The following is a 15,273-nucleotide window of genomic DNA, read 5'->3' on the forward strand; positions in this document are numbered from 1 at the left end:
CAGTCATGGCGCGTCTCGAACTCAAATCCGTCGACAAGAGCTTCGGCAGCGTCAGTTGCGCCAAGGGCGTGTCGCTGACCGTCGAGCCCGGCGAGATCGTCGCGGTGTTCGGTCCCTCGGGCAGCGGCAAGACCGTGCTGTTGCGCATGATCGCAGGCATGTTCGAGCCTGATGCGGGGGATATCCTCGTCGGCGGCCACTCGATCGTCGACGCGCCGCCGGAGCAGCGCGGCATCGGCATGGCGTTCCAGAACTTCGCGTTGTTTCCGCACATGACCGCGCGAGACAACATCGCGAGCGGTCTGCGCGCGAGCGGAGCGGCCGACGTGGCGGCAAAGGTGGCGGCGATGAGCCGGCTTCTGAAGATCGAGCATGTGCTCGGTCACAAGCCGCGCGAACTGTCCAACGGGCAGAAGCAGCGCACGGCGCTGGCGCGCGCGCTGATCGGCAATCCCGAGGTGCTGCTGCTCGACGATCCCCTGCGCAACGTCGATGCCAAGCTGCGCTACGAGATGCGGCTGGAGCTGCCAAGCCTGTTGCGCCGAGGCTCTGCCGCGGTGCTCTACGTCACGCAGGACTATCGCGAGGCGATGGCGATCGCCGATCGCATCGTCGTGCTGTTCAACGGCCGTCTCGTCCAGGTGGCGCGCCCGGAGGAGATTTATTCCCGGCCGGCCTCCGTCGCAGTGGCGCGGCTGTTCGGTGACCCCAGCATCAACCTGTCCGAGGTCACGCCGCGGGCCGAGCAGGGCCGTGTGATCGCCGATCTCGCGGGAACGCAGATCCGGCTCGACGCCGAAGATGCCTCGGCCGTCGTCGGCCAGCGCTGCTGGCTCGGCGTGCGGCCCGACGATGTCATGGTGACGCGACAGGCCGGAGACGGGGCGCTTCCCGCGCGGCTGGTCGCGGTCACGCCGATCCATGAGCGCGCGGTGGTGCTGTTGCGCTTCGCCGATGGCTCGGAATGGCTGGCGGCCCTGGCGCCGGACGCGCTGCAGGCCGGCGCCGATGAGGACGTCTACGTGCGGTTCGCGCCCGAGACGGTGCTGCTGTTCGACCATGCGACGGGCGAGCGCATCGGCCTCTCGCCGCGGCGGCAGGCCGCTTGATGATCTGGCCTTTGAGAGCTTGGCATTTGAGAGTTTGGGATGGGCATGCTCGAAATCCGTGACGTCGACAAGGTCTATCACACCCGCGGCAAACCGCCGGTTCACGCCGTGCGCGCGTTGAACATGGATGTGAGAACCGGCGAGATCGTCGCGCTGCTCGGCTCGTCCGGTTGCGGCAAGACGTCCACGCTGCGGATGATCGCGGGCTTCGAGAGCGTCAGCACGGGGTCGATCGCATTGGCGCAGCGTCCGATTCATGATCTGCCGCCGGCCAGGCGCAGGGTCGCGATGGCGTTCGAGGGCTATTCGTTGTACCCGCCGCTCACCGTGCGCGAGAACATCGCCTTCGCGCTGAAGGCCCAGCAATTGTCGCGGGCCGAGATCGCATCGCGCGTCGACAGCATCGCGCGCTTGGTCGAGATCGAGGACATCCTCGATCATCATCCGCGTGCGCTGTCCGGAGGCCAGCAACAGCGCGTGTCGCTCGCCAGGGCCCTGGTGCGCGACGCCGACCTCTATCTGCTGGACGAACCCATGGGGCAGCTCGAACCGCAGCTGCGTGCGGTGCTCCGCGGCCGCATCAAGGGCCTGCTCGCCGAGCGAGGCATGACCGCCATCTTCGTCACCCATGATCAGACCGAAGCGAGCGCGCTCGCCGATCGCATCGCGGTCATGGAGGACGGCGTGCTGCAACAGTTCGCGAGCGAAAGAGAGCTGAAGAGCCGTCCGGCCAATCTGTTCGTTGCGAGCTTCATCGGCGAGCCGCCGATGAACCTGCTGGACACCGCGGTGGCGCAGCAGGAGGGCGGTTTCCGTCTCTCGGCTGGCGCCGACATCGCCTTCAACATTCCCAACCAGTCCCTCGATCCGAAGGCGCAGCAGACGCTGGCGCAGGCCGAGCGCATCAAGGTCGGCATCCGGCCGCAGCGGATCGCGATCGGCAGCGGCGAGGCGCGGCTGCGCGTCGTGTCCAACCAGTGGCTCGGCGACCAGTCGCATATTGCCGGCGAATGCGCCGGGCATCTGCTCGTCGCGGTGACGTCGCGCAAGATCGCCGCGCGGCCGGGCGATGTCGTGCCCTGCGGGCTGGAGGCCGGCCATCTTCATCTCTTCGGCGCCGATGGCGTCTGCATCCGGCATGCGGAGGCGCGCTGATCATGGTGTCCGCCTCCGCACGCGACGTGATCATCGGCATCGACGCCGGCACCTCGGTGATCAAGGCGGTTGCGTTCGCGCGGGATGGCCGCCAGCTCGGCGACTTCGCAATTCCCAACAGCTACACGACGGCGCCGGGCGGCCGCGTCGAACAGGACATGGACAGGACCTGGACAGACACGGTGGCGGCTCTGCGCGGCCTGATCAAGGCACTGCCGGATGTGGCCCCACGCGTGGCCGCGATCGCCGTGACCGGGCAGGGCGACGGCACCTGGCTGATCGACGCCGATGGCCGTCCCGTCGCGCCAGCGCTGCTGTGGCTCGATTCCCGCGCGGCCGGCTTCGTCGAGTCCTTCCGCGGCAGTGAGCGCAACGCGGCGCATTATCAGCGCACCGGGTCGGGGCTCAATGCCTGCCAGCAGGGGCCGCAACTGGCCTGGCTGCAGGCGAATGACGCAGCAATGCTGGCGCGCGCCAACACCGCGTTCCACTGCAAGGACTGGCTGTATTTCAAACTGACCGGCGAGCGCGTCACCGATCCGTCGGAAGCGACGTTCTCCTGCGGTGACTACCGCAAGCGCCGCTTCGACAGTGAAGCGGCGCGGCTGATCGGGATCGCCAGCTCCGAGCGGCTGTTTCCGGAGATCGTCGATGGTGTCGTGACGACGCATGGTCTGTCGGCAGCGGCCGCTGCGGAGACGGGATTGCCGCAAGGCGTGCCGGTGTCGCTCGGCTATGTCGACGTGATCTGCAATGCACTCGGCGGCGGACTCTACGACCAGACCCCGGACGTCGGCTGCAGCATCATCGGCTCGACCGGCATGCACATGCGCCTCGCGGCGCGGGCCGAAGATGTCCAGCTCAATGCCGAGGCGACCGGCTACACGATGCCGTTTCCGGTGCCGGGTCACTACGGGCAGATGCAGTCGACGATGGCTGCGACCCTGAACATCGACTGGCTGCTGGATGTCGCGCGCGGCGTGCTTGCCCTGGAGGGCATCGCGCGCTCGCGCAACGATCTGATCCGGCGTCTCGACCAGCGTGTGCTCGAAGCGAAGGCGTGCGAGCTGCTGTATCATCCCTTCATCTCCGATGCCGGCGAGCGTGGGCCGTTCGTGTCTCACGAGGCCCATGCGCAGCTGATCGGACTGCGCACGCGTCATGGCTATTGGGACCTGATGCGCGCGGTGATGGAGGGGCTCGCCTTCGCCGCGCGCGATTGCTACGCGGCGATGGGCTCGCTGCCGGCGGAGATTCGGCTGACCGGCGGGGCCGCGCGCAGTCGCGCGCTGAGCACCATCCTCGGCGCCGTGCTCGGAAGCACCATCCGGGTCTGCCGGCGCGAGGAGGCAGGCGCCTCGGGCGCCGCGATGATGGCGGCGGTCGCGACCGGACTTTATTCGAACATGATGGACTGCGCGGAGGGATGGGTGAGACCGTATCTGGATGAGCCGCAAGCGCCGGATGCGGCGCTGGCGGAACGCTATGCGCAATTGTTTCCAACCTATGTCGAAGCCCGCCTCGCGGCGCGGCCGGTGTGGAAGCAGCTCGCTGCACAGCGTGCGGGAGCTAATCATGTCTAGCTCCATCGCCATCATCGGCGACCGCTTCATGCTGCCCTCGGTGTTCGCCGAGCGCATCACCGCCACTTGCGGCGATGCCATCGACATCCGCATGCTCGAGCAGCCATGGCCGGACGAGCCGATGGAGCACGGCTATGCCGGTTCCAAGCTCGACGGGCTGAAGGAGTTCATGGGCGACCCCGACGAACTCGCGGACTTCATCGGCGAAGCGCCGCTCCTGGTGACGCATCTCGCGCCGATCTCGCGGGCGATGCTGCAGCGGCTGCCCAGCCTCAAATTCATCGCGGTGTCGCGCGGCGGGCCGGTCAATGTCGACATGCAGGCGGCGCGCGATCACGGCGTGCTCGTGGTCAACACGCCCGGACGCAATGCCAGCGCCGTGGCCGAGTTCACCATCGGCGCGATGCTCGCCGAGACAAGGCTGATCCGCAGCGGCCACGAGTCGCTGCGCGGCGGCGAGTGGCGCGGCGATCTCTACCGCGCCGACCGGACGGGTCGCGAGCTCGGCGAGATGACGGTCGGCATCGTCGGCTATGGCGCGATCGGCACGCGCGTGGTGAAGCTGCTCAAGGCGTTCGGCTGCAAGATCCTGGTGACGGACCCTTACGTCCAGCTCAGCGTCCAGGACCGCAATGACGGCGTTGAGCACGTCGCGCTCGCCGAGCTGCTGGCGCGCGCCGATGTCATCAGCCTGCATGCCCGCGTCACCGCCGAGACCACCGGGTTCATCGACCGCGCGGCGCTGGAGAAGATCAAGCCGGGCGCGATCCTGATCAACACCGCGCGTGGGCCGCTGGTGGACTACCAGGCGCTCTATGATGTGCTCAGCTCGCAGCGCCTGGCCGGCGCCATGCTCGACACCTTTGCGGTCGAGCCGGTGCCGCCGGATTGGCCGCTGCTGCAATTGCCAAACGTGACCTTGACGCCGCATATCGCCGGCGCTTCGGTGCGCACCGTCACCTTTGCCGCCGACCAGGCGGCCGAAGAGGTTCGCCGCTATCTCGCCGGCGAGCCGCCGCTCAATCCCTGCTGACGAAAGGTTTTTGCAATGAACCGCGAGGAACGACAGATCCGCGAGAACATCATCGCCAAGTGCCGGTGGATGAACGCGTCGGGTCTGAACCAGGGCACGTCGGGCAACATCTCCGCCCGCTACAAGGACCGGATGCTGATCACGCCGTCGGCCACGCCCTACGACTCCATGACGCCGGAGATGATCGCGTCGATGCCGCTCGACGGCGAGTACGGCTCCTGGGAAGGACCGCTGAAGCCCTCGACGGAATGGCGTTTTCATCTGGACATCATGCGCGGACGCCCGGATGTCGGTGCCGTCGTGCACACGCATTCGACCTACGCGACCGTGCTTGCGATTGCCCGCAAGCCGATCCCGGCCTGTCACTATATGATGGCGGCGTTCGGCGGCACCGATGTCCGCTGCGCCGGCTATGCGCGCTACGGTACGGCCGAGCTGTCCGAACTCGCATTGGAGGCGCTGGAGGGGCGCAACGGCTGTCTGCTCGCCAATCACGGCATGATCGCCGTCGGCGCCAATCTCGACAAGGCGATGTGGCTCGCGGTCGAGCTCGAGACCATCGCCAAGCAGTATTATCTGTCGCTCGCGCTCGGCCAGCCGCACATCCTCGGCGATGCCGAGATCGCGGAGACCGCGCAGGGCTTCTCGACCTATGGGCTGCAGGAGCCCAAGGCCAAGAAGAACGCCAAGGTTGCGAAGCCCGTCAAGAAGGCGGCCGCAAAGTCCGGCGCCAGGACGCGGGCCGCAGCGGCAGGCCGCAGGCCCGAGGCGAAGCGCAGCGGCGCGCGATGAACGTCGCGGTCTCACGCAGCGGAACCGATCACGGTCTGGTGGACCTCGCCGTGATCGGCGGCGGCATCAACGGCGCCGGTATCGCCCGTGATGCCGCCGGCCGTGGCCTGAAAGTGTTGTTGTGCGAGAAGGACGATTTCGCCGAAGGCACGTCGTCGCGCTCGGGCAAGCTGATCCATGGCGGCCTGCGTTATCTCGAATATTACGAGTTTCGCCTGGTGCGGGAGGCGCTGATCGAGCGCGAGGTGCTGCTGGCCTCGGCGCCGCACATCATCTGGCCGATGCGCTTCGTGCTGCCGCACTCGCCCGAGCAACGCCCGGCCTGGCTGGTGCGCACGGGGCTGTTTCTCTACGACCATCTCGGCGGCCGCAAGCAGTTGCCGGCGAGCCGCAGCGTCGATCTCGCGCATGAGCCGGAGGGCGCGCCGCTGCGCCCTGAATTCCGCCGCGGCTTCGAATATTCGGATTGCTGGGTCGACGATGCCAGGCTCGTGATCCTCAATCTGGTCGATGCCGCGCGCAAGGGAGCCATCATCCTGCCGCGCACCCGCGCGATGAGCGCGCGCCGCGAGGGCGATTGCTGGCGGCTGGAGATGCGCTCCGAGACCGGAGAGCTGTGCACGGTGCGCGCCAAGGCGCTGGTGAATGCCGCAGGCCCCTGGGTGCAGGATGTCGTGCAGGGCGTCGCCGGCCTCAACTCCGCGCACAGCGTGCGGCTGGTCAAGGGCAGTCACCTCGTGGTGCCGAAATTCTGGAGCGGCTCGCAGGCCTATCTGCTGCAGAACACCGACCGCCGCGTCATCTTCGTCAACCCTTATGAGACGGATCTGGCGCTGATCGGGACTACCGACATCGTCCATGACGGCCGCGCCGAGGACGTCGCGATCGAGGGCGGCGAGATCGATTATCTGCTCGCGGTGCTCGATCGCTATTTCCGCGCCGCGCCCGGCAAGGCTGACATCGTCCATGCCTTTTCCGGCGTGCGGCCGCTCTACGATGACAATGCTGACAATCCCTCGGCGGTGACGCGCGATTATGTGTTCGAGGTGCACGGCACGGCGGAGCAGCCGCCGCTGCTGTCGATCTTCGGCGGCAAGATCACCACGTTCCGCAAGCTTGCCGAGCACGCGATGGACCGGCTCGCGCTGTGGTTTCCGCAGATGGCGCCGGCGTGGACGGCGGGCGCCTGTCTTCCCGGCGGCGATCTCGGCGCGCCGTTCACGCAGTTTCTCGCCGAGCTCGGCGCCGACTATCCGCTGTTGCCGCCCGAGACCGTGGCGCATTATGCCAGGCTCTACGGCAGCTGCGCCCGTGAGCTGCTCGGTGCGGCCCGCCGCACCGATGACCTCGGCCGGCATTTCGGCGGCACCTTCTATGAACGCGAGCTTGCTTATCTGCGCGAGCGGGAATGGGCCGTGACAGCCGCCGACGTCCTGGACCGCCGCACCAAGCACGGCCTGCATCTGACGCGCGCACAGCGCGAGGCGTTCGAGCATCAGCTCTGACCGGACCGGTTGTCGCGGCGATCGTTCGTCGCCCGGCGCAGGTGCTGCTCTGGCAAGGATGACATCTTCCGGCGGAACTGCTATCGGGACGTCGCGAGCCCGCCCGAGATGCCGGATCAAGCCGAGCTGCGGACGATCGGCTGACGGTGCCGCGCCGATCCACAGAAATTGGAACGGCTCGACGATTTCCGAAGCCGTGACGTCATGTTGGACCAATCTCAATCGACCATCGACGAACGGCACGGTCGACGGCCGCGGGGCGACAAGACGGCCAGGGCCGAGGCTCGCGCGGCGCGCGACCGGCGCTGGACGCCGAGGATCATCGTTCTCAGTGGCCTCGTGCTCGCGATCCTGTGCGATGCCTTCGTCGCGCACATGCTCTCGGTCAATTACTGGGAGACCCAGCGCACCACCGAAGCCGCCAACGGCGATCTCGCGCGCGCGCTCGAAGAATACATGCTGCGCAATATTCAGGCCGTCGACCTGCTGTTGAACACGACGATCGATAATCTCAGGCAGAACCCGTCGCTGCTCACGCGCGGCAACCTGGATCTGATCGATGATCTCAAGAAGCGGGTCAAACCCTATCCGGTCGCCGGCGGCATCGTCGTTCTCGATGCGGAGGGGGAGCTGATCGGCGACAGCGCAGGCAACGGCGTGCCCGGGCGTGAGAACAATTTTTCCGACCGCGCCTATTTCCAGGTTCAGCGCGACGATCCCGGCCGTGGGATCTTCATCGACGTGCCGGTGACCTCGCGCGTGAACAAGGGCGTCTTCATTGCGGTCAGCCGCGCCTTCCTGACGAGCGACGGGCGTTTTGGCGGCGTCGTCGTCGTGCCGCTGGATTATGAGAACCTCAGAAGGTTCTTTCTGTCGCTGAACGTCGGCCAGCGCGGCACCGTGACGTTGTACCGCGATGACGGCACGATCCTGCTGCGTACGCCCAACGCGGACGCCTTCGGCGGGCGCAACGTGCGATCGAACTGGCTGTTCACAAAATATCTTCCCCAGGCGCCGAGCGGCAGCTTCGAAGGCAGCGGCATCACCGATGGCGTGTCCCGCACCATCAGCTACCGGCGCGTTGCCGGCCTGCCGCTGGTCGTGACCGTCGCGCGGCATCCGGTGGAGTACCTGGCCGGTTGGAAGAACAATGCGCTCTATTACAGCGCCGCCGCGGCCGGGCTCAATTTGCTGATCGTCGGATTCGGTTTTGGCCTTGCGCGCCAATGGCGGCTGCGCGCCAACTCCGAGCAGGCGCTGCGCGATAATTTCGAGCAGCACAAGCTCGTCACCGAGAACGTTCCCGCGCTGATCGTCCGCGTCGACGCCGACGGCCGCATTCGCTATGCCAATCGTATCGCGCATGAATGGTACGCTGATGCGTCCGCCGCTGCCAAGCGCAGCCGCAGAATCGACAGTTTCATCGATCCCTCGCGGGAGGTGGAGGGGAAGCAGAAGATCCAGGCCGTGCTGGCCGGCAAGACCATCCGCGGCGAGGAGAAGCTGGTCTTTCCCGACGGCCGCGAGCGCTGGTGCGAGATCATCCGCGTGCCCGATCGCAGTCCTGACGGCACCGTGCGCGGATATGTCGTGCTGTCGGTCGACATCACCGAGCGCAAGCGCATCGAGGACGAGCTGCGCCAGGCGCAGAAGATGGAGGCGATCGGCCAGCTCGCCGGCGGCATCGCGCACGACTCCAACAACATGCTGGCGGCCACGCTCGGCAATCTCGACATGCTGCTCGACACCTTGCCGCCGGGCGCAGAAGTCTGCCGCGGCATGGTCGAGCGGGCGATCGAGGCGGCGGAGCGCGTCGCCGATCTCAATCGCCGCCTGCTCGCCTTCGCCCGCAAGCAGACGCTGCGGCCGCAGATCACCGACGTCAACGAGCTGGTCGGCGGCATGACGACGATTCTGCAGCGGACGCTCGGCGAGACCATCGAGATCGCGCTCGCGCAGGACCCGATGCTGTGGCGCTGCCTGATCGACCCGACGCAATTGCAGAACGCGCTGCTCAATCTCGCGCTGAACGCGCGTGACGCCATGTCGGGCAGCGGCTGCCTGACGATCGCGACCGAGAATGCCGTACTCGACGAGCCGCTCAACGACGGCGACGAGCGCATCGCGGCCGGCGAGTATGTGACGATCGCGGTGTCGGACAGGGGCACGGGTATGCCGCCCGACATCGTCCGCCGCGCCTTCGAGCCGTTCTTCACCACCAAGGAGTTCGGCAAGGGCAGCGGCCTCGGCCTCAGCATGGTCTACGGCTTCGCCCGGCAGTCCGGCGGCACCGCCGTGATCACCAGCGAAGTCGGGCAGGGGACGCGCGTCACGCTGTATCTGCCGAGCGCGGGACCGGGCGTGGCCGATCCGCCGCGCGCCGCCGTGGCGCGCCCGTCGCGGCCGGAGACCGGCGAGCGGATCCTGGTCGTGGAGGACAATGCGCTGGTCGGCGTCATGGCGTCCACCATGCTCTCCTCGCTCGGCTACAGCCCGCTGGTCGTCAACAACGTGCCCGCGGCGCTCGCCGCGCTGGCGCGGCCTGATCCGGTCGCCCTGCTGCTGACGGACATCCTGCTTCCCGGAAGCATGACCGGCATCGAGCTGGCGCGCGAGGTTCGCCGCCGCTGGCCCAGCCTGCCGATCCTCTTCATGTCCGGCTTCGCCGACCCCTCGCTGGTGCCCGAGGAACTGCGCGAGACCAGCCGGCTGATCGCCAAGCCGTTTCGCCTGGGGCAATTGTCCGACGCGATCGTGGCGACGCTGGCCGGGACCGGTGCGGGAAAGGCCGCCAACACCTGATCAGACCTGGTTGCGATCATGGATCGTGATCCCCTCGGGTTTGCCCACCGGCATGCCGCGACAACAGATGACGGCCTCGCGGCGCGCAGGGCGTCCGAGCTGTGCGGGTCGTTTCACCCTCGACACGTCGAGGGCGGAGGGAATGCCGGGCGCTGGCCGCACCCATGGCCCGCCTGCAACACAAAAAGCAGGCGGCAGTCACCACAGGTTCAGCCGAGACATCCCGGCATTCCCCGCGCGATGGTTTTCCGGCTTATACGTCCTCTCCCCGGGGACCGGCTGTCTTGCCCCCGTCACGAATGATGATCGTCACCATCCGCTTGGCCTCAGCACCGGGAGGCCAGGACCCTACGATTTCGCCGGCGCGCAATCCCGTTCGTCCGCATGACCAGCATGCTGCGAGACCCGCGCGCCCACCGCATCCCACCCCGCGTGCCGTGACGATCGCGATACGCCCCTCGTGCCGAGGCGGGATGGGGAGATACAATCATGAATTCCGATAATGCGAAAGATATTTACTTTTTACGGCGGGACTGGACAGAGGTGATGTCGTTGCGGCGCCGCGTGAAATGAGTTTTTTCGCGCAGGGTTTTTCAATGGCGCGAAGCGTTACGCTCTGCCTTCGCTGATCCACTCGGCCAGCCCCTCCGCCAGCCCGTCGAACATCACGCGGATCGGCGGGGAATCCTTCTGGTCCTCGTGCGCGGCGAGCCAGCAGTCGAGCTCGAAGGCAATGTGATCGGCGAGCACCGGGACCAAAGACGGATTGCGCCTGGCGAGCGCCGTCTGCATGCCGCCGATGCCGAGGCCGGCTTCGATGGCCGTGACCTGGGCGACGTCGGAATCGGTGCGGTAGGAGAAGAGTTCGCGCGAGATCGGGAGCTGTGAGCTCGCCACCGAGCGCGCCGAGTGATCGTCGCGGTCGAAGCCGATGACGTGGTGCGCCCCGAGCGCCTCGACCGTCTCGGGCTTACCGAAGCGGGCGATGTAGTCGCGGTGTGCGTAGAGCCCGAGCGGGACGCTGCCGAGCCGGCGCGCGACGAGGCCGTCCTGTTTGGGGCGGATCATCCGCACGGCGATGTCGGCGTCGCGCCGCAGCAGGTCGTCGGTGCGGTTGTTGAGCACGAGCTCGATGACGATGTGCGGATGCCGGTTGCGGAGGCCGGCGAGGATCGGCGGCAGCACATAGGTGCCGACGATCTCGCTCGCGGAGATCCGGACCACGCCGCGCGGCTGCGCCGTGTCGCCGCCGGTCCTGGCGCTGCGCACCAGCGCCGCGAACGCCGCTTCCATCGCCTCGGCATGCGGCAGCAGCGCGGTCGCCGCGGCGGTCGGCAGCAGGCCGGCCTGCGAGCGCGTGAACAGGGCGACGCCGAGACCCGTCTCGAGCTCGTCGATGTGGCGGCCGACGGTCGGCTGCGTCAGCCCGGTCGCGCGCGCCGCCGCCGACAGGCTGCCGCGCCTGACGACAGCGAGGAACGATCGGAGCAGGCTCCAGTCCGAGGGCTCAGTCATACAAAAACGTATAGCATCTCTAGGAAGATTGACAATTTTCGTTTTGAGAGAGGAGGGCGAGAGTGCCGGGGACAGCAGGAGATCGACCATGTCCACCAGCCCATCCGCTTCCACCGTTCTCGTCCTCGGCCTGACCGGCGCCATCGGCGGCGCCATCGCCAAGGCTTTGGCGCGCCGCGGCTTCATCATCCGCGCCCTGACGCGCCGGCCCGCGGCCGAGCGGCCCTCCTTCGGCTTTCCGGTGGAGTGGCGCGACGGCGATGCCCGCGATGCGGCCGCGTTGCGTTTGGCCGCCGAGGGCGCCAGCCTGATCGTGCACGGCGTCAATCCGCCGGGCTATGCGCGCTGGCGCGAGGACGCGCTGCCGATGCTCGCCAACAGCATCGCCGCCGCCAAGGCGGTTGGCGCCACCATCGTGTTCCCGGGCAATGTCTACGTCTACTCATCCGCATCGCCTGCGGTGGCGAGCGAGACGACGCCGCGGCAGCCGACGACGCGGAAGGGGCAGGTGCGGCTGGAGATGGAGGAGATGCTGGAGCAGGCCGCGCGCGAGCACGGCGTCCGCGTCATCGCCATCCGCGCCGGCGATTTCTTCGGCCCCGGTGTGACCAATTCCTGGTTCGCGCAGGCGCTGGCGAAAGGCGGCATGGCTGCGACCTCCGTGCAGCGTCTGACCAGGCCGGGTATTGGCCACGCCTGGGCCTACGTTCCCGATCTCGCCGAGGCGTTCGCGCAGTTCGTCGACATCAGGGCCGATCTGCCCAACTACACGATGCTGAATTTCGCCGGCCACTACGATGCGACGGGCAATGACATGACCGACGCCGTCCGTCGCGTCCTCGGCCGGCCCGACCTGCCGGTGAAGCCGTTCCCCTGGATCATCCTCTGGCTCGCCGCGCCGTTCGTCGGCTTCATGCGCGAGGCGATCGAGATGCGCTGGCTGTGGAAGCAGAGCCTTGCGCTGGACAATACACGGCTCGTCGGCTTGCTCGGCGCGGAGCCGCATACGCGGCTCGATGAGGCGGTGAGGACAGCGCTGGACCCCGCGATTGCACGTGAGTCTCAGGGCTTAGCTGCTTAGCGATACTCTCTCCACGTCATTGCGAGCGAAGCGAAGCAATCCAGAGTCGTTTCCGCAGTCCTGGATTGCTTCGTCGCGGAGCCTGTCATCGGGCCGCGCTTTGCGCGGACCCGTTGGCTCCTCGCAATGACGGGCAGAATAGTAGCCAGGATGAGCGGAAGCAGAGCCCGGAGGCAGACGCGATATCCGGGTTCTCACGAGCCGTCGCCGGTGAACCCGGATGTCGCTATCGCCGACGCCGAAGGGGCGTCGGCTGGCGCTCATCCTGGCTACAAGGAGTTGGCGCCGAAGCAGTCCATCACTCCACCGCATCCTTCCGCGCGATCTGGTGCAACTGCTCGAACAGATCGGCCTGTTCGCTCGTACACAGACACACGCCCTGGGCGGATTCCGTGTCGCCGGCGTTGAGGTAGGCGTGGCCCATGGTGCTGTCGAGATACATGCCGTCGCCCTCGTGCAGGATCTCCGGCGCGTAGAACTCGGTGTGCACGGCGATGGTGCCGCGGGTGACCAGGAAGTATTCCTCGCCGCTGTGGCGGAGCAGGGGGCCGAACTCCTCGAGCGTGCGCGCGCGCACCTCGGTGATCATCGGCACCATGCGCTTTCCGATCAGGTCGGTGCATTGATAGGTGTAGGTGTAGAACTTGGTATTCACCACCTGGCCCTGGCCCGCACGGCTGATGCTGCGGCGGGCGGTGACCGCGCGGCCCGGCTCGGGCTTCGGCGCCGCCGGGCTGAACAATTCGGCGATGTCCATCTGCAGGCCCGAGGTGAGCTGCAGCAGCTTGTCGTAGGTCAGCGACATCAGCCCGTTCTCGACCTTGGACAAGGTCGACAGCGCCATCCCGGTCTTCTCCGCCACCTGCTTCAGGGTCAGCCCGCGCGCCTGCCGGGCCGCCTTGAGGCAGTGGCCGAGCTGGGAATGGGGGCCTTCGGACGCGTGGTCGCTGACGGCGGTGTCGGTCACTTCAGGGCTCCGGAAAATCCGTTAGCGGATCGGGTTGTCTTCGGGGCGGCGGCAGTCGGGTAATGTCGCCCGAAAGGGGCTGATCAATCAACAAGCTAGGCCGGCGGCTCACGGTCATGCGTGAAGCGCGGTGGAACATTGCGTTTTCAAGTCGTGCATTCGATTTCTTATGTGCTAAATAGTTTTCCGAAACGGAAAAGAGAAGCCCTGTGGAATCGATCTGCGATCAAACTGCCGGCGAGCTGGTCAAGCTCTTGAAAACCAAGGCGATCTCGCCGGTCGCGTTGCTCGATTCGTGCCTGGAGCGGATCGCGGCGGTCAATCCGGCCGTCAATGCCGTGGTGACCCTGGACGAGGCGGGGGCCCGCGCGGCGGCGAAGGCCGCCGAGGCCGAGCTCGCGCGCGGCGAGGACAAGGGTCCGCTGCACGGCCTGCCGGTGCTGATCAAGGACACCCAGGACACGGCCGGGATGCGCTCGACCTATGGCAGCCCGATCCTGGCCGACAATGTCCCCGCGACGGACCAGGCGTCGGTGGCGCGGCTGCGTGCGGCCGGCGCGATCATCTTCGGCAAGACCAACACGCCGGAATGGGCGGCGGGCGGCAACACCCGCAATCCCGTGTTCGGCGCCACCGGCAATCCGTTCGATCCGATGCGCTCGGCGGCGGGCTCGTCCGGCGGCTCGGCCGTGGCGCTGGCCTGCGGCATGGCGCCGCTCGCCTCCGGCTCGGACACGGGCGGCTCCTTGCGCAATCCGGCCGGGTTCTCGGGGATCGTCGGCATGCGGCCGTCCTACGGCCTCGTCGCCAGCGAGAAGCGCGCCCATGGCTGGTCGTGCCTGTCGACCGACGGGCCGATGGCGCGCAATGTCGCCGATACCGCGCTGATGCTGTCGGTGATGGCGAGCGACGATGCGCGCGATCCGCTCGCCTATACACTGCCGGGCGAGGCGGTGCGCGGCGCACAAGCGCGCTGGGCCGTGCCGCCGCAGGTGGACTTGCGCAAGCTCAAGCTCGCCTTCACCGAGGATTTTGGTTTTGCCCCGACCGAGCAACTGATCCGCCGCGCCTTCCGCGCGCGCGTGACGCGCATCGCGCCGCTGTTTGCCGACGCGGCCGAGTGCGCACCGGATTGCAGTGGCGCCGATGAGACCTTCGCGGTGCTGCGCGCCTCGCTGTTCCTGACCCAGCACGGCAAGAACTATCGCGAACGCCCTGGCATGATCGGGCCGAACGTGCGGGCCAATGTCGAAGAGGGGCTGTCCTACAGCCTTGAGGATTTTTCGCGCGCGGCCGCCAACCAGACCCGGATCTACCGGTCCTATCACGCCTTCTTCGCTCAACACGACGTGCTGATCAGCCCGACCATTACGCTCAGTCCGCGACCGTGGTCCGAGCTGTACCCGGCCGAGATCGACGGCGTGCCGACGAAGTCCTACTTCCATTGGCTGGCACTGGCCTATGCGGTGACGCTCGCGGGTCATCCCGCGCTCAGCCTGCCGCTCGGCGTCGATGAGAACGGGCTGCCGTTCGGGCTGCAGATCGTCGGCCCCCGCGGTGGCGATGCGCTGGTGCTCGGCGTGGCCGCAGCGCTGGAGGCAGCGTTCGCCGGGGATGCCGAACTGAGCCGGCCGCAGCCGGATCTCGCCAAGCTCGCCAGCCTGCCGCCGCTGTCGCAGACGGCCGGCTTCATGGCCTGGGATTGAGCAGCGCCGCCATGATCAACATTAT

The 15,273-nt window shown here is 67.4% G+C and carries 11 protein-coding genes; 9 read left to right on the forward strand and 2 right to left on the reverse strand.

All coding sequences use genetic code 11. The features are described 5' to 3' along the window. Nucleotides 1-5: 5 nt before the first annotated feature. The 7 genes from ACQR1L_RS30555 (at nt 6) to ACQR1L_RS30585 (ending at nt 9,979) form a co-directional block, all read left to right on the forward strand. Nucleotides 6-1,109 (forward strand): ABC transporter ATP-binding protein, encoded by a 1,104-nt coding sequence (locus ACQR1L_RS30555; protein ID WP_434861627.1) that lies wholly within the window; start codon nt 6-8, stop codon nt 1,107-1,109. 45 nt (nt 1,110-1,154) lie between these two features. Continuing rightward, nucleotides 1,155-2,264 carry an ABC transporter ATP-binding protein gene (locus tag ACQR1L_RS30560; protein WP_434861722.1) on the forward strand — a complete coding sequence of 370 codons (1,110 nt, stop codon included), beginning with the start codon at nt 1,155-1,157 and terminating at the stop codon, nt 2,262-2,264. 2 nt (nt 2,265-2,266) lie between these two features. Further along, entirely contained in the window at nt 2,267-3,847 is a 1,581-nt protein-coding gene (locus ACQR1L_RS30565) for an FGGY family carbohydrate kinase (protein ID WP_434861628.1), read from the forward strand. Then, complete coding sequence (locus ACQR1L_RS30570; RefSeq protein ID WP_434861629.1) at nt 3,840-4,880, forward strand: 2-hydroxyacid dehydrogenase; 1,041 nt, start codon at nt 3,840-3,842, stop codon at nt 4,878-4,880. The genes ACQR1L_RS30565 and ACQR1L_RS30570 overlap by 8 nt, the downstream gene beginning before the upstream one ends. A gap of 15 nt (nt 4,881-4,895) precedes the next feature. Next, nucleotides 4,896-5,672, forward strand: coding sequence for a class II aldolase/adducin family protein (locus tag ACQR1L_RS30575; RefSeq protein ID WP_434861630.1), 777 nt, complete (start codon nt 4,896-4,898; stop codon nt 5,670-5,672). Further along, nucleotides 5,669-7,177, forward strand: a complete 1,509-nt coding sequence (locus ACQR1L_RS30580; protein WP_434861631.1) for a glycerol-3-phosphate dehydrogenase — start codon at nt 5,669-5,671, stop codon at nt 7,175-7,177. Before ACQR1L_RS30575 ends, ACQR1L_RS30580 begins: the two co-directional genes overlap by 4 nt. Nucleotides 7,178-7,381: 204 nt before the next feature. After that, a complete protein-coding gene (locus ACQR1L_RS30585) occupies nt 7,382-9,979 on the forward strand; it encodes an ATP-binding protein (RefSeq protein WP_434861632.1) in 2,598 nt (865 codons plus the stop codon). Between the two features lie 609 nt (nt 9,980-10,588). Here the strand turns inward: ACQR1L_RS30585 and ACQR1L_RS30590 are convergent. Continuing rightward, nucleotides 10,589-11,494, reverse strand: coding sequence for a LysR family transcriptional regulator (locus tag ACQR1L_RS30590; protein WP_434861633.1), 906 nt, complete (start codon nt 11,492-11,494; stop codon nt 10,589-10,591). Between the two features lie 88 nt (nt 11,495-11,582). Here ACQR1L_RS30590 and ACQR1L_RS30595 point away from each other — a divergent pair, with 88 nt between their 5' ends. After that, complete coding sequence (locus ACQR1L_RS30595; RefSeq protein ID WP_434861634.1) at nt 11,583-12,575, forward strand: NAD-dependent epimerase/dehydratase family protein; 993 nt, start codon at nt 11,583-11,585, stop codon at nt 12,573-12,575. A gap of 298 nt (nt 12,576-12,873) precedes the next feature. On the opposite strand, the gene ACQR1L_RS30600 is transcribed toward ACQR1L_RS30595, so the two are convergent. Further along, on the reverse strand, nt 12,874-13,542 hold the full coding sequence (locus ACQR1L_RS30600; protein ID WP_434861635.1) for a helix-turn-helix domain-containing protein: 669 nt from the start codon (nt 13,540-13,542) through the stop codon (nt 12,874-12,876). A 209-nt stretch (nt 13,543-13,751) separates the two neighbouring features. Between ACQR1L_RS30600 and ACQR1L_RS30605 the strand changes: the two genes are divergently transcribed. Further along, nucleotides 13,752-15,248 carry an amidase gene (locus ACQR1L_RS30605; protein WP_434861636.1) on the forward strand — a complete coding sequence of 499 codons (1,497 nt, stop codon included), beginning with the start codon at nt 13,752-13,754 and terminating at the stop codon, nt 15,246-15,248. Nucleotides 15,249-15,273 lie beyond the last annotated feature (25 nt).

This window comes from Bradyrhizobium sp. HKCCYLR20261 (genome assembly GCF_051168435.1).
Classification (GTDB): Bacteria; Pseudomonadota; Alphaproteobacteria; order Rhizobiales; family Xanthobacteraceae; genus Bradyrhizobium.

Excerpts from the sequence above, each read along its gene's own strand:
- ACQR1L_RS30575 (WP_434861630.1), top strand. The coding sequence starts at position 4,896 with ATGAACCGCGAGGAACGACAGATCCGCGAGAACATCATCGCCAAGTGC.
- ACQR1L_RS30570 (WP_434861629.1), top strand. The coding sequence starts at position 3,840 with ATGTCTAGCTCCATCGCCATCATCGGCGACCGCTTCATGCTGCCCTCG.
- ACQR1L_RS30590 (WP_434861633.1), bottom strand. The coding sequence starts at position 11,494 with ATGACTGAGCCCTCGGACTGGAGCCTGCTCCGATCGTTCCTCGCTGTC.
- ACQR1L_RS30565 (WP_434861628.1), top strand. The coding sequence starts at position 2,267 with ATGGTGTCCGCCTCCGCACGCGACGTGATCATCGGCATCGACGCCGGC.
- ACQR1L_RS30560 (WP_434861722.1), top strand. The coding sequence starts at position 1,155 with ATGCTCGAAATCCGTGACGTCGACAAGGTCTATCACACCCGCGGCAAA.
- ACQR1L_RS30580 (WP_434861631.1), top strand. The coding sequence starts at position 5,669 with ATGAACGTCGCGGTCTCACGCAGCGGAACCGATCACGGTCTGGTGGAC.
- ACQR1L_RS30595 (WP_434861634.1), top strand. The coding sequence starts at position 11,583 with ATGTCCACCAGCCCATCCGCTTCCACCGTTCTCGTCCTCGGCCTGACC.
- ACQR1L_RS30555 (WP_434861627.1), top strand. The coding sequence starts at position 6 with ATGGCGCGTCTCGAACTCAAATCCGTCGACAAGAGCTTCGGCAGCGTC.
- ACQR1L_RS30585 (WP_434861632.1), top strand. The coding sequence starts at position 7,382 with ATGTTGGACCAATCTCAATCGACCATCGACGAACGGCACGGTCGACGG.